Here is a 21908-nt window from a genome sequence, read left to right as displayed (position 1 = left end):
CGGCTGCGATTATCGCCAAGGTCATGCAAAATTATCTTGCGTTCTTCTCACCGAAATTGCCTCTTTGCAGCAATTTATTGCCGGTGGCGGGTGAAATATGAATTAAATTCGGCGGCCCGACTAAAATGACCAAAAAGACAAGACAGCAAATCGACAGGATTGGAAGATGAAAACCGGCAATTTGTATGGACAGATACCGACGTTGCTGCCGGAGGAGCTGGTCGAGGTGCTGGGCGGCGCCGGCAATGTGCGTATCGAACGGATCGTGTCGCGCGGTCACTGCTCGCCGCCTGACTTCTGGTATGACCAAGACCTGAATGAATGGGTGGCTCTGCTCAAGGGCGAAGCGCTGCTGCGTTTCGAACGGGACGGCCGGCTGGTCCGGCTGGCCGAGGGCGACCATGTCCGGATCGCGGCGCACGAGCGGCATCGCGTTGAATGGACGAAGGAAGACACCGATACCGTCTGGATTGCGGTGTTCTACTAAATTGCAACAGCGGCCCTGCTGCGGTAAGGTCACGGCAGGCGAACCAACCCAACTTCGATCACCATGAACACAACCACCGCCGACGTCCAGCAGGCCAGGGGCGCCCCGCCGCAGTTCGGCCGACCCGACGGCGGCTGGCGGCTGCGCCTGTATACCATCATCTTCGAGGCCGACACCGTCGCCGGGCGGCGCTTCGACCTGACGCTGATCGCAGCCATCCTCGCGAGCATCCTGGTCGTGATGCTCGACAGCGTGCACGACATCAACCAGCGGCACGCCAGGGTGATCGATGTGCTCGAATGGGCATTTACGCTGCTGTTCACCGCCGAATACATCGCTCGCCTCGCATGCGTGCGGCACCCGCTGCGCTATGCGTTCAGCTTCTTCGGCATCATCGACCTGCTGTCGGTGCTGCCGACCTACCTGGCATTTTTCGTGCCGGAAGTGCACTCCCTGCTCGACGTGCGCATCCTGCGTCTGATCCGCATCTTCCGCATCCTCAAGCTGACCTCCTATGTGCAGGAATACCAGACGCTGACCGGCGCGGTGCGCGCAAGCCAGCGCAAGATCATGGTATTCCTGTCGATCGTGCTGATGGTGGTGCTGGTGATGGGCACCATCATGTATGTGGTCGAGGGCCCGACGCACGGCTTCACCAGCATCCCGAAGTCGATGTACTGGGCTGTCGTCACGATGACGACCGTCGGCTACGGCGACATGGCGCCGCAGACCGATCTCGGCAAGGCGATCGCGTCGGTGATGATGCTGATCGGCTGGGGCGTGCTGGCGGTGCCCACCGGCATCGTCACCGCCGAGATGACGACGCAGCGGCTGAGCCGGGTGGTCACCACGCGCACCTGCCACAACTGCCTGAGCGAAGGACATGAGCCGGGCGCGCATTACTGCAAGGATTGCGGCGCGAAGTTGCCGCCCTACCAGCACAGCTAAAACAGCGGAAGGGGAGTGAGATGGGCCTGATCATACGCAATGCCACCCTGCCCGACGGCAGGCAAGGCATCGACATTGCCATCGACAAGGGCCGCATTGCCGCCGTCGGCGCCGCGCTGCCCGCGCATGGCGGCGAGGAGATCGATGCCGGCGGCGACCTGGTGTCGCCCCCGTTCGTCGATGCGCACTTCCACATGGACGCCACGCTCAGCTACGGCCTGCCGCGGGTGAACCGTTCCGGCACGCTGCTTGAGGGCATCGCACTCTGGGGTGAACTGAAGCCGCAGCTCACGCAGGAAGCGCTGGTCGAACGCGCGCTGCAGTATTGCGACTGGGCGGTGGCGCGCGGACTGCTTGCGATCCGCACCCATGTGGACGTGTGCGACGACCGGCTGCTGGCAGTGGAAGCCCTGCTGCACGTGAAGCGCCAGGTCGCGCCTTACCTCGACCTGCAACTGGTCGCATTCCCGCAGGACGGCGTGCTGCGCAGTCCGACCGCGTTCGACAACCTGAAGCGCGCGATCGCGATGGGCGTCGATGTGGTGGGCGGCATTCCGCATTTCGAGCGCACCATGGCCGACGGCGCGGAATCGGTGCGGCTGCTGTGCGAATTCGCGGCGGAGCAGGGCTTGCGGGTGGACATGCATTGCGACGAATCCGACGATCCGCTGTCGCGCCACATCGAAACGCTCGCCTATCATTCTCAGCGCCTCGGCCTGCACGGCCGCGTCGCCGGCTCGCACCTGACCTCGATGCACTCGATGGACAACTATTACGTGAGCAAGCTGCTGCCGCTGATGCGCGAGGCAGGCGTGGCGGCGATCGCCAATCCGCTCATCAACATCACGCTGCAGGGCCGCCACGACACCTATCCGAAACGGCGCGGCATGACGCGCGTGCCGGAACTGCTGGCGGCCGGCATCGATGTCGCTTTCGGCCACGACTGCGCGATGGACCCGTGGTACAGCCTCGGCTCGGGCGACATGCTGGAAGTGGCGCACATGGGCCTGCATGTAGCGCAGATGACCGGACAGGAAGCGATGCAGGCTTGCTTCGCTGCGGTCACGGAAGCGCCGGCGCGCATCCTCGGGCTGGAAGGCTACGGCATCGCCCCCGGCTGCCACGCCGACCTGGTGATCCTCGATGCCGGCAGCACGATCGAAGCGATCCGGCTGCGCGCCGCGCGCCGTGCCGTCATCCGGCGCGGGCGCATCGTCAGCCGCGCCCCCGCCGCGCACGCGACGCTCGACCTGCCCGGCCGCCCCGGGACAGTCGACTTCCGCCTCAGGCGCTGACGGCGGCGCGCCGCTGCAGCAGGCAGAGCAGGGCGGCGGCCGCCAGGCAGGCCACGGCGACCAGATCGGCCGCAACCACGCGCGCCAGCGCCGCGTTATAGCCGCCGGTGGCAGCAGCGATCCAGAGGAAGGACAGCGTGCTGACCAGGCCGGCCGCCAGCGCCGCCGCCTGCCACGGCGGCCGGAACGCCGCCTGCAGCAGGAAGGCGCCGAGCAGGCCGAACAGCACCGCGCGATGCCGCATCACGATCTGCAGGTTTGGCTCGTCGAACGGCAGCCCGTACAAGGCCGTCAGCCGGTCGGCGCCGAGCACGCCCGACAGCGGGAGCAGGTGGATCACGGCCGCCACCACCAGCAGAACGGAAACCGCCCGCTTCATCATGCCCCCGGCTGCGCAAGCAGCAGCAGGATGCGCGCCGCGATCACCCAGCACACCGCCATCCCCAGCAGGTACATCAGCGCGCGCCACGGCTGCAGGCCGAGCAGGTAGACCGCGGTGTGCGCGTAGCGCAGCGCGACGTAGGCGAAAAACAGCGGCTGCGCGGCCGCCGGCGGCGCCCCCAGCAGAACATAGGTGAGCGCCAGCGCGAGAAACAGCGGCAGGTTCTCGACGTCGTTGCGCCACACGCTGGCGCAGCGTTGCACGAAGGGCGACTCCTGCGGCTGCGGCGGCACGCGCAGCAGTGCGGCATCTTCCGCCACGGTGAACGCGCGGCTGCGGAAGCGGCTGACGACCTGCAGCATGCTGGTCAGCGTAGTCTTGACGAACAGCGCGACCAGCGCCGCGGCGAACGCCGGCAAGGCGGGATACGCGGCTACGACAGCATCAGTTGCCATCCTGCGCCTCCCCTGCCGCGCGCCGGGCTTCACGCACTTCCACCAGGCGTTCGACCAGGTCCGGCGTGGGACGCAATTCGCCGAGCTGCCATTGTTCGGGCTCCCCTTCGTCGATGCGTATCCACACATGTTTCCTGAACGCCGGATCGCCGCCGCCCTCGATCTCCACGAGCAACGCGGTCATCCTGTCCATCAGGGCGCGCTTCTGTTGCGGCGACAGCAATCCTTTCAGCGTATGCAAATGCACATAAGGCATGTAACCCTCCTTTTGTTGTTGATGGAACCTCGATTATCGAAACATGTTGCCACGCCGGCCATTGTCGGAACCGACAAACTCATGGTTAAATCCGCCAAATGGCGCCTCGACCCAACATCATCCGCATCGGCATGCTGGTCTATCCCGGCTGTCTGCGCAGCGGCGCAGTCATGCCCTTCGACGTGTTCCACATCGCCAACACGCTGTCCGGCCTGCGCGTGGCGGCAAACCGCGTCCACTTCGACACCTGCTGGCTCAGCGCGCGCAAGGAAAAAACCCTGACCGTCGGCGGCCTGAGCTTCCATCCGCAGCCGGCCGATCTGGAAGCGCTCGACGCGCTCATGCTGCCCGGCATCGACCACCAGGGCCCGTACGACCTGTCGCCGCTGCTGCTGGGACTCGGTCCGGAGCAAGAGATGCTGCGCCGCTACGCGCAGACCGGCAAGCCGATCATTTCAAGCTGTTCCAGCACCTGCCTGGTCGCCGAAGCCGGCCTGCTCGACGGCCGGCGGGCGACCACCAGCTGGTGGCTCGCCGCGTATTTCCGCAAGCGCTTTCCGGCGGTCACGCTCGACGCCGAACAGCTCGTGGTGGAGGACGGCAATCATGTTTCTTCCGGCGGCGTGACCTCGTATCTCGACCTGGCGCTGTGGCTGGTCGGCCGCTTCGGCGGCGACGCGCTGCGCCAGTCGACCGCGAAGGTGCTGGCAATGGACGCCAACCGGTCCAGCCAGGCCCCGTATATCGCCGCCGCGATGATCCAGGACGAAGGCCATGCAGTGATCGAGCGCGCGCGCCGCTGGCTCAACCAGCGCCTTGACCGCACATGGAACATGGCCGAGCTGGCGGCCCATTGCCATACCAGCCCGCGCACGCTGCTGCGCCGCTTCCAGGATGCGGCAGGCATGAGCCCGACACAGTATGCGCAGCAGCTGCGGGTGGAGCGCGCCAAGGCGTTGCTGGAATCGACGAAGCTGTCGCTCGAAGACATCACCGGCCGCTGCGGCTACGAGGATGTGTCGACCTTCAGCAAGGTGTTCAAGCGCTGGGCGCGGATCACGCCGCGCGAGTACCGGGCGCGGTTCGGGTTACGGCAATGAAACGCAAGACCGTGATCCGCCTGGCCGGCATCGCCGCGACCGTCACGGCCGCGCTGGTGATCGCGGCGTTCGTCGGGCTGCACTATGCCGCCGAAGCGCTGAAGTCGCAGATCGAAAGCGCGCTCGGCCCGGAGAGCGAGGTCGGCGACATCGTGGTCGGCATGTCCGCCATTGAAATCCGCCAGATCCGCATCGCGGCGCCGAAGGGCTGGCCCGCGCAGGATGCGCTGCGCGCGGAACGGGTGCTGGTGCGCCCCGACCTGCTCGGCCTCTTCTCGGCGCGCATCCATGTCCCGCGCATCGTCGTCGAACGGGCTTATGTCTCCGCGCTGCGTACGCGTGACGGCAAATTCCGGCTGCTGCCAATCCTGCTGGAAAAGCCGGCCGGAAGCGGCGGGCCGGCCGGGCCATCCCCCACGGTCAGCATCGGCACCGTGGAACTGCGCGACGGCGTGCTGGAATTCTTCGACGCGACGGTGCGCCAGCCGGCCCACAAGACGCGGCTGGAACAGTTGCATGCGCGGGTGGAAGATCTGACGCTGCCGCGTGGCGCCGGCCGCACCTCGATCAAGGTCGACGGCACCGTCAAGGGCGTCCAGCGCAACGGCCGGCTTTCCATCGACGGCTGGGCCGAACTCGGAACCAGGAATTCAGAGATCGCCACCAAGCTGCAAGGGGTCGACCTGGTCGCGCTGCAACCCTACCTGATCAAGGCATCGGAAACCGGCGTGCGGCGCGGCAGCCTCGACCTGCGGCTGAAATCGACGGTGCGCAACAACCGTCTGCACGCGCCGGGCACGGTGACGCTGAGCGGCCTGGAGCTGGCGCCGTCCGACGGCGCCTTCGGCACCTTCATGGGCGTGCCGCGGCAGGCGGTCATCGCCGCGCTGAAGAACCGCAAGGGCCAGATCGTGGTCGATTTCACGCTGGAAGGCAATCTCAACGACCCGAAGTTCTCGCTCAATGAAAACCTCGCGTTGCAGGTTGGCGCCGCCGTCGCGGCGGCGCTGGGCATCAGCATCGAAGGCCTGGGCAAGGGCGTGGGCAGCGTTGCCGAAGGATTGGGCGGGGTGGTGAAGAAACTGTTCGGAAAGTAGCGCCGCCGTCGCAAACAATTGAATCGCGCCACGTCACTTCCGCCAGCGGTGTTGCAGCCTGCATCGCCGTTCGCGGTGCAGGAAGCCAAGCCGCGGCGCGGCGCGGCGCGGCGATGCATTCAGTATGAATTAGAACGAGGAGACCGTTTCCCGCGATTTTCGCTTCCTTCCTGTTTCCATCCGCCAAATATTCACTGGGATGAGAAACGCATGCGGGACAGGACAAAAAGCAACACGGCGGCAGAGAACGCAGGCCATGGCAGCTTGTCTATTCCTCACGCGTCCTACGCAGCAGGGGAAAGAAGATGACTTTGGCAAGCGACCAGACTGCCGGTCCCGACCGCCCTTCCGCAATCAGCCGGGCCATGCTTGAACTTGAAGACGAGGTCCTGGCCGAGTGGGAAAAACAAGTCCGCGCCTCGATCAAGGAAGCCGGAGCGTTGTCTCATCCGATTCTGATTGATACGCTTCCCGCGCTATACCGCAATCTTGCCGAATCGCTGACACCCGGCTACCCGAGGACCAGCGCCGCCGTCGCCACCCCTTCCGTGGCACTGGAGCACGGCGGGGAACGCGCGCGCCTGACGAATTACCAGGCGGAGGCCGTCATCGGCGAATACCAGGTCCTGAGATCAACCATCGTCGATGTGCTGAAAAAGAACAACGTGCCCATCAGCGGCGACGACATGCAGATGATCGGTTCCGCGATCGATGCATGCATCAGGGAAGCGGCGACCGGATTCACGCTGGCCCAGGCCGCTTTCCGCGAGCAGTTCGTTGCCACGCTTGCGCATGATTTGCGAAATCCGCTGGCCATCGCCAGCTCGACCACGCAATTGATCCTGCATACACCAGACCGCGACAAAATAAACGGCTTTGCCGGCAAGATCGCCGAAAACCTCGCGCGCATCGACCAGATGATCCAGGAGTTGCTCGATACCGTCATATTCCAGCACGGCGAACGCCTGCCAATTCACCCGTCGCATTTCGACATGGGCGAGATCGTGAAGGAGGTCGGCGAGCAATCCGTCGAAATCCACGGTCCCCGTTTCGAGATCCACAGTATTCCGGTGAGCGGGTGGTGGGACCGCAATGCGATCAAGCGCGCACTGGAAAACCTGATAAGCAATGCGGTGAAGTACGGCGCGCCCGCTACGCCCATCCGCATCGCCCTCGCAAGCTACCACGAAAGAATCCAGCTCTCCGTGCATAACGAAGGCAATCCGATTCCTCCGGAACAATTGGAAACGGTGTTTCAGGTTTTCCGGCGGGCACAGGCAGCCAAAGACGGCGACCAGCAGGGTTGGGGAATCGGGTTGTCGCTGGTGCGCGGCGTCACCGAAAGCCACGGCGGCAGCATCGATATCGACAGCGCGGAAGAACGAGGCACGACGTTCACCATCGACATCCCCGTCGACTGCCGTCCGTTCCGGGATGCGCCCACACTGGAGCACGGCTGAACCCCGGCCTGACGGCGTGCACCGGACAGAAATGTTCAACAGGCAAAAAGCTCCTTTCAAACCCGCACGCCTCCTTTACCAACGGCAAGGCCTTCATCCTCCCGCACTACGGGTGCCGAGGTGCAAGCTTCTTGCATTCCGTGACGAGAACCGTGCCGAAACTGAATCTTTTTGCAAAAAGAACATCGAATGAGGTGCGCACTACACCGCACGTGTAGGCAAGTAGTCAAACCCGATTGAATCCACGAGGAGGTACAGCATGGCAGACGAGAACAAGGATCGTAGTAAGCCGATTGCAAGCGGAATGGAACCCGGGCCGACCGAGCATCTTCGAGATGACATGGCGCGCCCGGCTGGCACCTCGCTGACGGGCAGCAGCACCGGATCGATGACCGGGGCCGGCACTGGCACTGGCGGCGACGGCTTCCGCACCGCCGGGGCGGGCGGCGTGACCGGACAGACGGGCGCTGTCTCGAATGAAAGCGGCGCGGGGATGGCGGCCAGCGCCAGGCAGTATGCGGGCGACATCGCCGGCCGCGCAAAGGAAAAGGGGCGCTCGCTGTTCGAGCAGCAAAAGGAGTCGGCGCTGGGCCAGGTCGGCAGTGTTGCCCATGCCATCCGAAATACCGCCAGCAACCTGCAGGGCGAGGGACAGGACCAGACCGCGCGCTACGTGCAAATGATCGCCGACCAGCTCGAATCGCTGGGCGGCCGCCTGCGTAACAAAGACCTGGATACGCTGCTGCGGGATGCTCAGGGTCTTGCGCGCCGCTCGCCCACGACTTTGCTGGTTGGCAGCGTCGTCGCCGGCTTTCTGCTCGCCCGCTTCCTGAAGAGCTCATCGCAACAGCAATATGAGCGCAGCGATTGGAGCGGCCAGCAACGCGGCATGGGCATGGGCATGACGGGTGACACCGGCTCGTATACCACCGGCACCACCGGCACCACCGGCACCACCGGCACGCCGACGTCGACCGCGGTGGGCGCCGACGGCACGCCCGGGACGGCTTCCGGCGGCGCCGGCGTGGCAACAGGAGGGCTGAACGGGTCGAACCTCGGAGGAAACCGACTATGATGATTGACAAGACAGACAAGTCCCTGGGCGAGCTGTTTACCGACCTGACGCGCGACATGGTCGACCTGGTGCGCCAGGAGATCGCACTGGCGCGTGCCGAGATGTCGAGCAAGATGGCCGATATCCAGGCGGCGCTGATTTCCGTCGCGGTCGGCGCGGCCATTCTTCTTGCGGGTCTGTTCATTCTTCTGCTTGCCGTCGTGCGCGGCGTCGAAATGATTCTTCCGGAGAGCGTGGCTCCCTGGCTTGCACCGCTGATCGTCGGTCTTGCCATCATCGGTATCGGCTATGTGCTGCTCAAGGGAGGAGCCGCGAAGCTGTCGGCGGACAAACTCATGCCGCACAAGACCATGGACTCGCTCAAGCGGGATAAGCTCGTCGCACAGGAGAAGCTCTGATGAAAGATACCGACAACCGCAGCCCGGAAGAAATCGAGAGCGACATCGCGCGCACCCGCGCCGACTTCAGCTCCACCATTGACGCCATTCAACACAAATTGTCGCCGAGCGAAATGATGGATCAAGCCGTCGACTACGCACTGTCTACTACGCCAGGAGCATTCAGCATGAACCTCGTCAATTCGGTACGTGACAATCCCATTCCTGTCGCCCTGATCGGCATCGGCATTGCCTGGTTGATGGCGTCCGGGCGCCAGTCAGGCGGGGCCGGCGGCTATCAGCGCAGCGCCCGTCCGATGCGCCGCTCTGCCCTGGGCGCGTATGACACCGGCTATGAGGGGATCGACGATCGCGAGTATCTCGCGGCGCGCGACTATGGCGCCGGCGAGTCGGATCCCGGACTGATGCAGCGGATGGCGTCGAAGACCAGCGATGCCACCCAGGGTGTCAAGGAAACGGCGAGCAACGTCGGACAGAAGCTGAGCGACACTGCATCGTCGGTCACCGGACGGGTGCAGCAGGCAAGCCAGAGTGCGCGCGCGCGGCTGGGGGAAACGGCAGGCAGTGCGCAGGCGCGCATGAGTGAGATGGGGAGACGCTCTCAAGTGCAGGTCGAGCGCATGAGAAATCGCGTCGGCGAGATGGTCGACGAGCAACCCTTCGTCCTCGGCGCCGTCGGCCTGGCTGTCGGTGCCGCGCTCGGTGCCGCCTTCCCGACCACGCGCCGCGAGAACGAGATGATGGGCGGGGTGCGTGACGACCTGCTCGAGCGCGCGAAGGAAACGGCACGCGAACAGGCCGAGACACTGAAGCAGTCGGCGCAACGCATTGCCGATACCGCCAAGCAGGAAGGCCAGCGCGTGGCGGACGACGTGTCGACCGGCGCGATGCAGCGCCAAGGCCAGGATCAGGGCGCGGCGTCGACCACCGCTGCGGGCACGGGCGGCTCGCAGTTCGGCGGCACTTCGGGCTCGTCGAGCATCCACTGAGGATCCCGGCACGGGCCGGTACAAAGAGCGGCCTGCCCTCGCAAGGGCAGGCCGGTGCCGGCGGGATCGCGCTTATCGGATGCTGTCCGGCGTTGCCATCGCCGCAACAGATCAGTGCTGCATGGGCGGAATGTCGAGCACTTCCTCGACGCGGTCGAATGGAATCGACGCGGCCCGGTTCACTTTCTCTACCGATTCCTTGCTGTCCGCCTCGAACAGGCAGGTGCACCGCTGGTCGGCGGGATAGAAATTGCTTCGGATGTAGGTCACCGGCGAACCCTGCTCGGACGCTTCCTTGCTCGCCTCGATCGCGGCCGCCTGCGCCGCGGCGAGCTGCTCCATCGTTATCCCGGGAAGACTTCTTTGTACGGCATAAGTGGTCATCGCTGCCTCCAGTCACGCTCAATCAGTCCCCTTGTCCCGCTCTCATACTTGTTCATGCGACGCCGGGCGGTTTGCGCTGGCACAAGGAAATGCGGCTCGCGATTGAAAAAACAGCGGTCATGCGGGGTGCGCATGCCCGCCACGTCCTGCAGTCGCCTTGACGGTTCGCGATCCTCAGGAAAGGAAACGCCGGCGGCGGCTTCAGCGCCGTGGCAGCAGCCGCTCGATCGCGGCAAGCAGCTCCTGGAAGCGAACCGGCTTTTGCAGGAATACATCGTATCCGGCGCGTGACAATGCGTGCCGCTCGGGCGCGGCACTCATCAGGATGATCGGAATGGCGGCAGTGCGCGGATCGCCGCGCAATCGACGCGACAATTCGATGCCGTCCATTAGCGGCATCATGCAGTCCGACAGCACGATGTCAGGCGGCGTCGCAGCCATGACCTCGAGCGCCTGGCGGCCATTGGCGGCGGTCAGCGTCCGGAAGCCATGCAGCTGAAGCAGCATCGCGTAGGTCGACGTCACGTCGACTTCGTCATCCACGATCAGGATGATTTTCATCTTGTTTTCAATTGCACGTCCATCGGCAACCGCTGCGCTGTCGTTCGGCATACCTGGTTACAAGCCGTTTGTCCGCGCAGTGGCCGCTTTCATCTCCGAAACCGGTTGTTCAACCACAATTCCTTTGTCGGAAATCGTCATCACATGGTGAGCCGGATCGTAACCGCTCTCACGCAGTTTCATCACCGAGATCAGGCGCCGGTTCGCGCCGTCGATCTCCACCGTCCGCAGCAGCATGACGTTTTCGTACAGCACAGACTCCGTCGAATCCGCCCTGGCGAACGATTCCTTGAAGTACGGAAGCTCCTGCGTGATAAAGGTCGTCACGTTGCGGGCGCGCAGCTCGTTCACCAGTGCGATCAGGAAAGGTTTGATGCGCTGGGTATGCACCGCGATGTCATGAAAGCCTTCGATACCGTCGATCAGCAGCCGCGTCACCTTGCGCCTGTCGATGTTATCCAGCAGGTCGGTTGCCAGCCGGTCCATCAACACTTCCAGCGGCAGGTGCCACATCATTTCCAACCTGCCATCCTGCATCGCTGTGGAAAGATCCATGCCGACCTTCCTTCCCTTTTGCAGCAGGCGTGGCGGCGACTCGAAAAAGCCGAGTATCAGGCAGGTTTCATTGTCGCGCAGCCCTTGCTCGATGAAATGCAGGCCCATGATGGTCTTGCCTACGCCGGGACTGCCGACCAGGCTGGTGATCGATCCGTGCATGATCCCGCCGCCGGTCAGCCTGTCCCAGGACGGAATGCCGAAACTCACCAGCCTGTCCGATGCCGGCGAAGCAATGTTGGTGCGCGTGGCGATCGCCTCCAGGCGCGGATAGACCACGATGCCATTGCCCCCCACTTCGAATGCATGCTTGCCGAGAAAATGGTTGCCGCCGCGGAGCTTGTACACCCGTATCTCCCGCACCGTGCGCACCCCGTCTTCATACTGGCTGAGTTCCACCAGGCCGTCGACCAGGGTATTTTCGGACTCCGCGATGTTGCCTTCGATCGGTGATAACAGGAAGGTCGTGCAGCCCATGGCAGCCGCCAGCGCATTCAGGGAATGCATGAATTCCGACAACGCGAGGTCCGTCGGACCGTAATCCCGCACGGAGCGGAAGCCGTCGACGATCATGATTTCCGGCTGGTGCTCGTTCAGGCAGGCGGAAATAAAGTTCAGCAGCTCGCGCAATCCGCCCTGCGCCAGCGCGGCATAGCCGCCGAAAAACTTCACCTGCCGGTCGAGCAGCGACATATCGAAGAAGCTGAAGTTCGCAAGATGCTGGAGCAGCTTTGCGTGCGACTCGGCGATCAGCGTGAGGATCAGTACCTTCCTGCCTTGCCGCGCGTGATTGAAGCCGATCTGGCATGCAAGCGTCGTCTTGCCGCTGCCGGCCAACCCCTGGATCAGGTAAAGGTGGTGGACGGGAAAACCGCCGCCCAGGATCGCATCAAAGCCCGGTATCCCCGTGGACAAGAGCGGGTTGCCGGCGCTGGAAACGGTCTTGTGCTGATGCGATTGGCTCATGAATGGGCTCGAGAAGAAATCCGGTGAACGCTTCCAGGATTTGCGACGGCTTGTCCTGGCAGGGACAGATTGTTGAAATTACAGTACTGCGCAAAGTTCACCAAGCATCGCGGACTAAATGAGGTGCGGCAGAAAAAGAAGCTCGCGCGCTGCGGGGATGGAATGCCCGACACCCGTACTTACGGCCGCACGCAGGCTTCGTAAAGCGTCGCAAGAAGCCTGCCAGCAGAACGGCCGACACCGCACCGGATGCGATAATCATGTACGGGAGGAGGAAACAACGAATGCACACACCGCTATCCGCCGCGCAAATCGCCCAATTCCACCGCGATGGCTACCTGGTATTCCGGGCACTGGCAACGCCGCCGGATTGCGAAACGATGCTGGACGTCGTCCGCGCGCACCTGCGGGAGGAGGTCGGCCCGGTCGAGTACGAAGCCGACCTTGGTTATGCCGGCGCACCGCCGTCACGCGGCGCGCCCGGCGGACGCACGATCCGCCGCCTGCGCGATGCCTACCAGCGCCATGCATGCTTTCGCGCCTGGGCGGAAGATGCGCGTGTGGTCGGCTGGCTGCAGCAGCTGTTCGGCGAGGCAGTGGTGCTGACGCTGGCCCACCACAACTGCGTGATGACCAAGCACCCTCACTTCGGCACCGCCACCGGCTGGCATCGCGACATCCGCTACTGGTCGTTTTCCCGCAACGACCTGGTCGCGGTCTGGCTGGCGCTGGGCGTCGAATCCGCCGACAACGGTGCGCTGCATGTGATTCCCGGTTCGCACCGGCTCGACATCGGCCGCGACCAGCTCGACGAGCTGGATTTCCTGCGGCCGGACGCGGAAAGGAACCAGCCGCTGTTCGAAGAGGGCCGGGTGCTGGCATTGCAGCAGGGGGATGTGGTGTTTTTCCACAGCGGGCTGTTCCATGCGGCCGGCAGGAACGCCACGGACAAGGTGAAGCATTCGGCGGTCTTCGCCTATCGCGCCGCCAGCAATCCGCCGCTGCCGGGATCGCGCTCGGCGGCGGCGGGCGAGGTTGCGCTCGGCTGAGCTACTCGTCGTAGCGGCCTCCGCGCAAGAATGGCGCGAACAGGAGCCGCGCCATCCCGGCCATCTGGTTCAGAAAGTAGCCTTGCGCCTCGCTCACCATCTGCTGGTATGCCTGGCGGTCCAGCGTGCCTTCGCATTCTTCCGATTTCAGCCTGCCGTCCTCGTAGCGCATCTCGCGCATTTTCACATGCAGGTTGCCGCCCTCCGAATAGATTTCGGTGGACGTATAACGGAAGGTGAAGAAGCCGGACGGCACCGACCAGGGCGAGGGAAACTGCGGCAAGCGCTCCTCGCGCGTGACGAGGGCGTCGTCTGCGTTCTGCCTGACCCTGTCAAGTTCCTTGTTCATGCGATATCTCCAATGATCACGTTGCCGATCGCCTCGCGCAGCGCGTCGTCAACCGTTTCCAGCCAGACGAAATGCAGCGCCATGCGCGCCTCTTCAGGAATGTCGTCGAGTTCCTTGCGGTTGCGCTCCGGCAGCATCACTACCCGTATCCCGGCACGCATTGCCGCCAATACCTTTTCCTTGATGCCGCCCACCGGCAGCACCAGGCCGCGCAGGCTGATCTCGCCGGTCATCGCGCAGTCGTTGCGCACCGGCTTGCCGCGCACCAGCGAGGCCAGCGCGACATAGATCGCCACGCCCGCGCTCGGACCGTCCTTGGGCATCGCGCCGGCCGGCACGTGGATGTGGATGTCGTTCCTGTCGAAGACATCCGCATTGATACACAGTTCATCGCAATGCGCCTTCACCAGCGTCAGCGCGGCCTGCGCGCTTTCCTTCATCACGTCGCCCAGCTGTCCGGTAAGGATCAGCTTGCCGTTGCCGCTCGTCTTGCTTGCCTCGATGAACAGGATGTCGCCGCCGGCCGGCGTCCATGCCAGCCCGGTTGCGATTCCCGGCAGGCCGGTGCGCAGCGCGAGCTCGCTTTCGAACTTGCGAGGTCCGAGGATCGCCGCCAGGTCGGGCGCGCCGACCTGGATCTGCTGCGCGGTGCCTTCCGCGATGCACATCGCCGCATGGCGGAACACGTTGCCGATCTCGCGCTCGAGGTTGCGCACGCCGGCTTCGCGCGTGTAGTCGCGGATGATCGCGCGCAGCCCGGCCTCGTCCAGCCGGCACTGCCGTTCCGTCAGGCCGTCCGCCTCGAGCTGGCGTCCGACCAGATAGCGGCGCGCGATCTGCATCTTCTCTTCCTCGGTGTAGCCGGGCAGCTGCAGCACTTCCATGCGGTCGAGCAGCGGCGCGGGGATGGCGTCGAGCACGTTGGCGGTGCCGATGAACATCACTTTCGACAGGTCGAAGGGCTGGCCGAGGTAGTTGTCGCGAAAGCCGCTGTTCTGTTCCGGATCGAGCACTTCCAGCAGCGCGGCCGACGGATCCCCCTGGATGCCGGCGGCCAGCTTGTCCATCTCGTCGAGCATCATCACGCAGTTGCGCGCGCCGGCCTTGCGGATTGCCTGAATGATGTTGCCGGGCAAGGCTCCCACGTAGGTGCGGCGGTGGCCGCGGATCTCGGCTTCGTCGTGCACGCCGCCCAAGCTCACGCGCACGAACTTGCGGCCGGTCGCGCGCGCGATGCTGTGTCCGAGCGAGGTCTTGCCGACACCGGGCGGCCCGACAAAGCACAGGATCGGGCTCTTGCCGTCCGGCTTGAGCTTGCGCACCGCGAGGTATTCCAGGATGCGGCGCTTGACCTTGGCCAAGCCGAAATGATCTTCGTCGAGGATGCGGCGCGCCTCGCCGATGTCGATGCGATCTTCGATCAGCGTATGCCACGGCAATTCGCTCATCCATTCCAGCCAGGTGCACAGCATCGAATATTCGGCGGAAGCTTCCTGCATCCGCTCCAGGCGCTGCAATTCCTTGCGCGCGTGCGCCTCCACCTCTTGCGGCATGCGCGCCTGCGCGATCGCGTCGGCCAGTTCGCGCACCTCGCCGGCGCCGCCTTCGGCCTCGCCCAGTTCGCGCTGGATGGTCTTGAGCTGCTCGCGCAGCAGGAATTCCCGCTGGCGGTCGTCGATGCGTTCCTTGGTCTGTTCGTTGATCTCGTTCGACAGGCGCAGCACCTCGATGCGCCGCACCAGCATCGAAAGTACCTTGTCAATGCGCTGCTGCAAGTCGATGGTTTCCAGCACGTCCTGTTTCTGCTGCAACGGCAGGTCGATCAGGCCGGCGACGAAATCGGCCAGCGCCGATGCGGAATGGACGTTCTCGGCGGCGCTCGCCAGCTCGCTCGGCGCCTGCGGCAGCAGGCTGATGACTTCCGCCGCCCGTTCTTTCAGCTGGAGGAAGCGCGCCTGGATGTCGGCGCTCTGCTCTTCCGCATCCTCGACCTCTTGCACCCGCGCGGCGTGGAAGGGATAGCCGGTGATGAATTCGAGCACCCGGAAGCGCCGCTCGCCCTGGCAGACGAGATAGTTCACGCCATCCTGGCCGTTGATGTAACGCAGCACCGAGGCGACGGTGCCGGTGCTGTAAAGCTGTTCCGGTTCCGGCGCTTCGACATCGGAGTCATGCTGCAGCAGCAGGCCGACCGGCCGGTTGCTGCGCACCGCTTCCTGCGCGGCGGCGATCGAGCAGTCGCGGCCGAGGTTGATCGGCGCGATCATGCCGGGAAACAGCACGAGGTAGCGCAGGGGAATGAGGACGACCGCATCTGCCGGCAATTCCGGCAGCGGCGGCGCTGCCGCCCGGAAGCTGTCGAAGACTGGTTCGTCGCTTGCAAGGTCGATGCCGCGCAGCGGATCGTTCTCGGTCTTCATAAGCGAACTTCCCTTTCTCCGTGCGCCGTCGTCTCAAGCGGGTGCCGCGAGGGCAAGATCTGATTTACCGCGTTGGACAGGTCCGACGCGACGACTGTTCCTGCCGCTGCACACCGCTTGCCATGATTATTTTTTCCGAAAATGGCGCCCGTTCCGCGTGATTTGGCGAAATTCGGCGATGCCGCATGTCGTCGACGCGGACGGTCCAATGTCAGGCAGCAAGAAGAACTTAACGGGAAGCGTTCAAGTCGAACTTGGCAAGACACCATTTAATCCAAGAAAGGAAAACGTCATGGACGACCAGACCCTCCCCGGCCTGCATGTCGCCGTCCTGCTGACCGACGGCTTCGAGCAGGTCGAATTCACCGAGCCGCGCACAACGCTGGAACAGCACGGTGCGATGATCAAGATCATTTCGCTGCAGCGAGGCAAGGTGCGGGGTTTCCACCACGACCAGCCGGCCGACGAGTTCACTGTCGATACGACCTTCGACGAAGCCGACCCGATGGACTTTGACGCGGTCCTGCTCCCGGGCGGCAAGGTCAACGGCGACCGCATCCGCAACATCGAGGCGGCACAGCGCTTCCTGCAGCATATCGATCAGGAGCGCAAACCGATCGCGGCGATCTGCCACGGTTCGTGGCTGCTCGCGTCGGCGGGGCTGGCGGAAGGGCGCACGCTGACCAGCTGGCCGTCGATCCAGGACGATATCCGCAGTGCAGGCGGCAACTGGGTGGACCAGGAAGTCGTCGTCGATGGCAACCTCGTCACCAGCCGCCAGCCGGACGACATTCCGGCCTTCAACCAGAAGATGGTCGAAAGCTTTTCCTTGCGCATGAACGCCAGCCCGGGTGCCCAGGCCGAACGCCCGGGACTCGGCGCATCGAGCTAGGGCCTGGCGTTAACCGGGGTTGGGGAGTGCTCCCAGACAAGGCCCTAATCCACCTCGAAGGTCACCTTCGCATTGATGCGCCAGTTGACCACCTTGTTGTTGTCGACCTGCGCTTCGAATTCCTTGATATAGATGGAGCGGATCCCGTGCACGGATTCGCTCGTCTTCACGACTGCGGCGGTCACCGCGTCCTCCCAGCTTTTCGGCGACTCGGCCAGCACTTCGATGACTTTCATGATGGACATGGCAAACTCCTTCGGCTTGGTGGCCCGGGTGCGGGCTGCTGTCTGGAGATGATAGGAAGCGGGCGGCGCGACAGGCTGAGCCGGATCAATCGTGCGCACGGTGCGCCGCGCGTGCCTGGTCCGGAACACCGGCGCGCATCGGGCCGTGCTGGGCCGGGAAAATTGAAATGAGGAACGGCTCGCGGCTTCCGCCCGCAGGCCCTAGTTCCGCGCGTGCGAAATCTGGAAGCTGTCGATGCCGTCGAACGCGGCCATCTCGCGCGACAGCACGCTGATGCGCGCACCGCTGTCGCGATTCAGTGCCACCGCGACGAACTGCCATTCCATCCCGCCCTCGCGCATCGCGATGACGACGGTGCCGGGCGCCATCTCGTAGCCGTTCTTCAACATCCTGCCGCGCACCGCTTCCTCGTCGGGCGCGTGGCCGGGCGCGAAGCGCAGCGAGATCGCAATTGCCTGGCGTGACGGCAGGCGGGCCGACAGCCGCGGCACCGATACCATGCAGAATGCCGACATCAGCGCAAGCAGGATCGCCGCCAGGTAGAAGCCGATTCCTACCAGCACCCCGGTTACGGACGCGGCCCAGATGGAGGCCGCCGTCGTCAGGCCGCTGATGTTGAAGCCTTCCTTCATGATCACGCCGGCGCCGAGGAAACCGATGCCGGTGACGATGCCCTGGATGATGCGCGTCGGGTCGGCTCCCGGATGGAGCACCGTCTGGCCGCCGAACCATTCGGCCGGATAACCGGCGATCACGGTCAGCGCCGCGGACGCCATGCACACCAGGCCATAGGTACGCATCCCGGCCGCGCGGCCATGGTAGAAACGCTCGTAACCCACCAGCAGGCCGAGCGCGAGCGCGCCGACGATGGTGAAGAACACAATGACATTACTCTCCAGCACCGGGCCGGTCCAGAACGCGCGCAACGCTTCCTGCGAAAGCATCTTCAAATTCCTTTTCTATCCGACAGCCCGGATCAGGCGCGGAACCGCCGCAGCCCGTCCAGATCCAGGATCTGGATGCCGCCGTAATCGACCTTGAGCAGGCCTTCCTTTTCCAAAACCTGCAATGCCTGGTTGGCGCGCTGGCGCGAGGCGCCGGACAGGTAGCCGATTTCCTCCTGCGAGATCTGCAGCAGGGTGTCGGTGCCGGGGTAGAGGTGGCTGTTGAACAGCGCCGCGAGACAGCGCGCGACGCGGGTATCGACGTCGAGCAAGCGGTCGAATTCGACCATGCCGATGAACTGGCCGAGCCGTTCATTGAGCTGCATCAAGAGAAACCGCGTAAACGGCAGGCTATTATCGAGCAACCACATGAAAGTCTTGGCGGGCATGCGCGCGATACGGCTGTCGCGCAGCGCGACCACATCATACTTGCGCGCTTCCTGCTTGAGCAGCGTGCCTTCGCCGAACCAGCTGCCCGACGCGATGCCGGTGAAGGTCACCGATTTCCCTTCGGGCGAAAGGTTGTTGATCTTGGCCAGCCCGTCGATAATGCCGATCCAGGCGTCCACCATCTCGCCCTTGCGGCAGATGAATCCCCCTTTGGGAACGAATTGCTCGACCGTGTCCGCTTCCACGCGCGCCATCTGCTCCGGCTCAAGGCCCTTGGCCCAGATGGTCTGGCGCAGTACCTCTTTGAAATCGGGCTTCTCGAGACTCATTGTGCGGCGCACCAACGAAATATTTGAATTGGAGGAGAATTGTCAGTCAGATGACAGCGCCTGAAAATCGCAGCGTCTAGTATCCTGACTACAAAATAACGGAGACATTGTAAGCCCAAGTTCATGCTTCCCCCAAGCATGAAGGCTTGCACGCCCACGCAGGCGCTCCGATCCCTTCACGGCGATTAGAACCTGTTGAGAGAGTGGGATGATGGTAGAGACAAACAAGACGGGCGGACAGACGTTCCCCCGCATGCTTCTGCAGCACGCGCAAGCGCGCCCCGGCAAGCCGGCCTTCCGCGAGAAGGACCTCGGCATCTGGCAGACCTGGAACTGGTCGCAGGTGGCCGACGAGGTGCGCGCCCTGGCCTGCGGCCTGGCCGCGATGGGCTTCAAGCGCGGCATGAACCTGGCAATCATCGGCGACAACCGTCCGCGCCTGTACTGGGCGATGGCCGCGGCACAATGCCTGGGCGGCGTCGCCGTGCCGCTGTACCAGGATGCGCCGGCGGCCGACATGGCCTACGTGCTGGACGATGCCGAGATCGATTTCGCGGTGGTCGAAGACCAGGAGCAGGTCGACAAGCTGTTCGAGATCAAGCAGAACCTGGACCGGCGCAATTCTCTTATCTCGCACATCATCTACGACGATCCGCGAGGCATGCGCCACTACAAGCAGCAGGAGCTGGCCTCGTTCGAGAAAGTGCAGGAGCTCGGCCGCGCCTTCGACAAATCGCATCCCGATTTCTTCATGAACGAGGTCAATGCCGGCAGGACGGACGATACCGCCGTGATGCTGTACACCTCGGGCACCACCGGCAAGCCGAAGGGCGTGTGCCAGACGCACGGCTCCTTCCTCGCCGCTGCGCAGGGCGGCGTCGCCTTCGACAAGCTCAATCCGGACGACGACATCCTGTCCTACCTGCCGATGGCCTGGGTGGGCGACCACCTGTTCTCCTTCGCGCAGCAGCTGGTCGCGGGCTTCACCGTGAACTGCCCGGAATCGGGCGACACCGTGATGACCGACATGCGGGAAATCGGCCCCACCTATTACTTCGCGCCGCCGCGCGTGTTCGAGAACATGCTGACCACGGTGATGATCCGCATGGAAGACGCGAGCGCATTGAAGCGCAAGATGTTCCATCACTTCATGGAGGTCGCGCGCCGGGTCGGCTCCGACATCCTCGACCGCAAGCCGGTCGGCCTCACGGATCGCATCAGTTATGCAATCGGCAACATCCTGGTCTATGGCCCGCTGAAGAACGTGCTCGGCCTGACGCGCGTGCGCGTTGCCTATACCGCCGGCGCGGCGATCGGCCCCGACCTGTTCCGCTTCTACCGTTCGATCGGCGTGAACCTGAAGCAGCTGTACGGCGCGACCGAAACCTGCGCCTATGTCTGCCTGCAGCCCGACGGCAACATCAAGTTCGACAGCGTCGGCCTGCCGGCGCCGGGCGTCGAGGTGAAGCTGGCCGAGAACGGCGAAGTGCTGGTGAGATCGGCCGCGATGCTCAAGGAATACTACAAGCGTCCGGACGCGACGGCGGAAGTCATCGACAGCGACGGCTACTTCCACACCGGCGACGCCGGCATCTTCGACGAGGAAGGCCACCTGAAGATCATCGACCGCGCGGCCGACGTCGGCAAGATGAACAGCGGCGACATCTTCGCGCCGAACTACATCGAGAACAAGCTGAAGTTCTTCCCCTTCATCAAGGAAGCGGTGGCCTTCGGCAACGAGCGCGACATGGTATGCGCCTTCATCAACATCGACATGGAAGCGGTCGGCAACTGGGCCGAACGGCGCGGCATCGCGTATGCCGGCTACACCGACCTGGCCGCCAAGCGCGAAACCTACGACCTGATCGCCGAATGCGTGGAAAAGGTCAATACCGACCTCGCCAGCGAAGCGCTGATGTCGGGCACCCAGATCCACCGTTTCCTGGTTCTGCACAAGGAACTCGACCCGGACGACGACGAGCTGACCCGCACCCGCAAGGTACGCCGCCGCTTCATCGCCGAGAAGTACAAGGTGCTGATCGACGCGCTGTATTCGGGCAAGACATCGCAATACATTGAAACCCAGGTCAAGTTCGAGGACGGCCGCAAGGGCACGGTCGCCGCCGACCTGCGCATCGTCGACGTGAAGACCTACGACGCACTGAAGAAGGCCGCCTGACATGAACGAGAACCGCAAAATCGGCGACGTGATCCTGGACCTGCAGAACATTTCGCTGTCCTTCGGCGGCGTCAAGGCGCTGACCGACATTTCCTTCAACGTGCGCGAGCACGAAATCCGCGCGATCATCGGCCCCAACGGCGCCGGCAAGAGCTCGATGCTCAATGTGATCAACGGCGTGTACCGGCCGCAGCAGGGCGAGATCGTGTATCGCGGCCAGCACCGCAAGGACATGGACACCTATGCGGCGGCCAAGAGCGGCATCGCGCGCACCTTCCAGAACATCGCGCTGTTCAAGGGGATGTCGGTGCTGGACAACATCATGACCGGCCGCAACCTCAAGATGCAGACCAACTTCCTGATGCAGGCGCTGTACTGGGGCCCGGCGCAGAAGGAAGAGATCGAACACCGCCGCAAGGTGGAAGAAATCATCGACTTCCTCGAAATCCAGCACATCCGCAAGACTCCTGTAAGCCGGCTGCCTTACGGTTTGCAAAAGCGCGTCGAACTCGGCCGGGCTCTGGCCGCCGAGCCGGAAATCCTGCTGCTCGACGAACCGATGGCCGGCATGAACGTGGAAGAAAAGCAGGACATGTGCCGCTTCATCCTCGACGTCAACGACCAGTTCGGCACCACCATCGTGCTGATCGAGCATGACATGGGCGTGGTGATGGATATTTCCGACCGCGTCGTCGTGCTGGA

24 protein-coding genes are annotated in these 21908 nt (G+C 63.9%); 13 read left to right on the top strand and 11 right to left on the bottom strand.

What is annotated here, in order from left to right; all coding sequences use genetic code 11:
• Positions 1-166 precede the first annotated feature (166 nt).
• The 3 genes from VEC01_RS02340 to VEC01_RS02330 all read left to right on the top strand — a co-directional run bounded on the left by VEC01_RS02340 (position 167) and on the right by VEC01_RS02330 (position 2730).
• Positions 167-487 (top strand): cupin domain-containing protein, encoded by a 321-nt coding sequence (locus VEC01_RS02340; RefSeq protein WP_324898365.1) that lies wholly within the window; start codon positions 167-169, stop codon positions 485-487.
• Positions 488-550: 63 nt separating this feature from the next.
• Positions 551-1435 carry an ion transporter gene (locus tag VEC01_RS02335; protein WP_324898363.1) on the top strand — a complete coding sequence of 295 codons (885 nt, stop codon included), beginning with the start codon at positions 551-553 and terminating at the stop codon, positions 1433-1435.
• Between the two features lie 20 nt (positions 1436-1455).
• Complete coding sequence (locus VEC01_RS02330) at positions 1456-2730, top strand: amidohydrolase family protein (RefSeq protein ID WP_324898361.1); 1275 nt, start codon at positions 1456-1458, stop codon at positions 2728-2730.
• Here the strand turns inward: VEC01_RS02330 and VEC01_RS02325 are convergent.
• From VEC01_RS02325 to VEC01_RS02315, 3 genes are read right to left on the bottom strand one after another with little or no spacing between them, the layout of a single operon-like run.
• A complete protein-coding gene (locus tag VEC01_RS02325; protein WP_324898359.1) occupies positions 2720-3112 on the bottom strand; it encodes a phosphopantetheine adenylyltransferase in 393 nt (130 codons plus the stop codon). The genes VEC01_RS02330 and VEC01_RS02325 overlap by 11 nt on opposite strands.
• On the bottom strand, positions 3109-3567 hold the full coding sequence (locus tag VEC01_RS02320) for an MAPEG family protein (RefSeq protein ID WP_324898358.1): 459 nt from the start codon (positions 3565-3567) through the stop codon (positions 3109-3111). The genes VEC01_RS02325 and VEC01_RS02320 overlap by 4 nt, the downstream gene beginning before the upstream one ends.
• Positions 3557-3823 carry a tautomerase family protein gene (locus tag VEC01_RS02315; protein ID WP_324898356.1) on the bottom strand — a complete coding sequence of 89 codons (267 nt, stop codon included), beginning with the start codon at positions 3821-3823 and terminating at the stop codon, positions 3557-3559. The genes VEC01_RS02320 and VEC01_RS02315 overlap by 11 nt, the downstream gene beginning before the upstream one ends.
• Before the next feature lie 98 nt (positions 3824-3921).
• On the opposite strand from VEC01_RS02315, the gene VEC01_RS02310 reads away from it, so the two are divergent.
• The 6 genes from VEC01_RS02310 (at position 3922) to VEC01_RS02285 (ending at position 9942) form a co-directional block, all read left to right on the top strand.
• Positions 3922-4923 carry a GlxA family transcriptional regulator gene (locus VEC01_RS02310; RefSeq protein ID WP_324898354.1) on the top strand — a complete coding sequence of 334 codons (1002 nt, stop codon included), beginning with the start codon at positions 3922-3924 and terminating at the stop codon, positions 4921-4923.
• Positions 4920-6020: a DUF748 domain-containing protein gene (locus VEC01_RS02305; RefSeq protein ID WP_324898352.1), complete on the top strand. Its 1101-nt coding sequence runs from the start codon at positions 4920-4922 to the stop codon at positions 6018-6020. Before VEC01_RS02310 ends, VEC01_RS02305 begins: the two co-directional genes overlap by 4 nt.
• 365 nt (positions 6021-6385) lie before the next feature.
• Positions 6386-7480, top strand: a complete 1095-nt coding sequence (locus VEC01_RS02300) for a HAMP domain-containing sensor histidine kinase (protein WP_324898350.1) — start codon at positions 6386-6388, stop codon at positions 7478-7480.
• Between the two features lie 259 nt (positions 7481-7739).
• On the top strand, positions 7740-8555 hold the full coding sequence (locus VEC01_RS02295; RefSeq protein WP_324898348.1) for a hypothetical protein: 816 nt from the start codon (positions 7740-7742) through the stop codon (positions 8553-8555).
• Positions 8552-8953, top strand: coding sequence for a phage holin family protein (locus tag VEC01_RS02290; protein ID WP_324898346.1), 402 nt, complete (start codon positions 8552-8554; stop codon positions 8951-8953). Before VEC01_RS02295 ends, VEC01_RS02290 begins: the two co-directional genes overlap by 4 nt.
• The gene (locus VEC01_RS02285; RefSeq protein ID WP_324898344.1) at positions 8953-9942 is read left to right on the top strand and encodes a DUF3618 domain-containing protein; all 990 of its coding nucleotides are present in this window, start codon (positions 8953-8955) and stop codon (positions 9940-9942) included. Before VEC01_RS02290 ends, VEC01_RS02285 begins: the two co-directional genes overlap by 1 nt.
• A 111-nt stretch (positions 9943-10053) precedes the next feature.
• Here the strand turns inward: VEC01_RS02285 and VEC01_RS02280 are convergent, their stop codons facing one another.
• From VEC01_RS02280 to VEC01_RS02270, 3 genes are all read right to left on the bottom strand, one after another.
• Complete coding sequence (locus tag VEC01_RS02280; protein WP_324898342.1) at positions 10054-10326, bottom strand: nickel-binding protein; 273 nt, start codon at positions 10324-10326, stop codon at positions 10054-10056.
• Between the two features lie 201 nt (positions 10327-10527).
• Positions 10528-10887 carry a response regulator gene (locus tag VEC01_RS02275; protein WP_324898340.1) on the bottom strand — a complete coding sequence of 120 codons (360 nt, stop codon included), beginning with the start codon at positions 10885-10887 and terminating at the stop codon, positions 10528-10530.
• Positions 10888-10944: 57 nt separating this feature from the next.
• Positions 10945-12408, bottom strand: a complete 1464-nt coding sequence (locus VEC01_RS02270) for an ATPase domain-containing protein (protein WP_324898338.1) — start codon at positions 12406-12408, stop codon at positions 10945-10947.
• Positions 12409-12692: 284 nt separating this feature from the next.
• Between VEC01_RS02270 and VEC01_RS02265 the strand changes: the two genes are divergently transcribed.
• Positions 12693-13457 (top strand): phytanoyl-CoA dioxygenase family protein, encoded by a 765-nt coding sequence (locus VEC01_RS02265; RefSeq protein ID WP_324898336.1) that lies wholly within the window; start codon positions 12693-12695, stop codon positions 13455-13457.
• 1 nt (position 13458) lies between these two features.
• On the opposite strand, the gene VEC01_RS02260 is transcribed toward VEC01_RS02265, so the two are convergent.
• Together VEC01_RS02260 and lon are read right to left on the bottom strand one after the other, a co-directional pair.
• The gene (locus VEC01_RS02260) at positions 13459-13806 is read right to left on the bottom strand and encodes a hypothetical protein (RefSeq protein ID WP_324898334.1); all 348 of its coding nucleotides are present in this window, start codon (positions 13804-13806) and stop codon (positions 13459-13461) included.
• On the bottom strand, positions 13803-16226 hold the full coding sequence (gene lon, locus VEC01_RS02255) for an endopeptidase La (protein ID WP_324898332.1): 2424 nt from the start codon (positions 16224-16226) through the stop codon (positions 13803-13805). Before lon ends, VEC01_RS02260 begins: the two co-directional genes overlap by 4 nt.
• Positions 16227-16518: 292 nt before the next feature.
• Here lon and VEC01_RS02250 point away from each other — a divergent pair, with 292 nt between their 5' ends.
• Positions 16519-17118: a type 1 glutamine amidotransferase domain-containing protein gene (locus VEC01_RS02250; RefSeq protein WP_324898330.1), complete on the top strand. Its 600-nt coding sequence runs from the start codon at positions 16519-16521 to the stop codon at positions 17116-17118.
• 44 nt (positions 17119-17162) lie between these two features.
• On the opposite strand, the gene VEC01_RS02245 is transcribed toward VEC01_RS02250, so the two are convergent.
• The 3 genes from VEC01_RS02245 to VEC01_RS02235 all read right to left on the bottom strand — a co-directional run bounded on the left by VEC01_RS02245 (position 17163) and on the right by VEC01_RS02235 (position 19027).
• A complete protein-coding gene (locus VEC01_RS02245) occupies positions 17163-17363 on the bottom strand; it encodes a dodecin family protein (protein ID WP_324898328.1) in 201 nt (66 codons plus the stop codon).
• Positions 17364-17564: 201 nt separating this feature from the next.
• Positions 17565-18308, bottom strand: a complete 744-nt coding sequence (locus VEC01_RS02240; protein ID WP_324898326.1) for an MgtC/SapB family protein — start codon at positions 18306-18308, stop codon at positions 17565-17567.
• A gap of 32 nt (positions 18309-18340) precedes the next feature.
• The gene (locus VEC01_RS02235) at positions 18341-19027 is read right to left on the bottom strand and encodes a Crp/Fnr family transcriptional regulator (RefSeq protein WP_324898324.1); all 687 of its coding nucleotides are present in this window, start codon (positions 19025-19027) and stop codon (positions 18341-18343) included.
• Positions 19028-19280: 253 nt separating this feature from the next.
• Between VEC01_RS02235 and VEC01_RS02230 the strand changes: the two genes are divergently transcribed.
• Together VEC01_RS02230 and VEC01_RS02225 are read left to right on the top strand one after the other, a co-directional pair.
• Positions 19281-21206, top strand: a complete 1926-nt coding sequence (locus tag VEC01_RS02230) for an AMP-binding protein (RefSeq protein ID WP_414691403.1) — start codon at positions 19281-19283, stop codon at positions 21204-21206.
• Position 21207: 1 nt separating this feature from the next.
• A partial coding sequence (locus VEC01_RS02225; protein WP_324898322.1) for an ABC transporter ATP-binding protein occupies positions 21208-21908 on the top strand: 701 nt, incomplete at its 3' end.

This window comes from Noviherbaspirillum sp., from assembly GCF_035627455.1.
GTDB lineage: Bacteria > Pseudomonadota > Gammaproteobacteria > Burkholderiales > Burkholderiaceae_D > Noviherbaspirillum.
The sequence above is the reverse complement of the archived record's forward strand: the minus strand, read 5'-3'. Positions and strand labels throughout refer to the sequence as shown.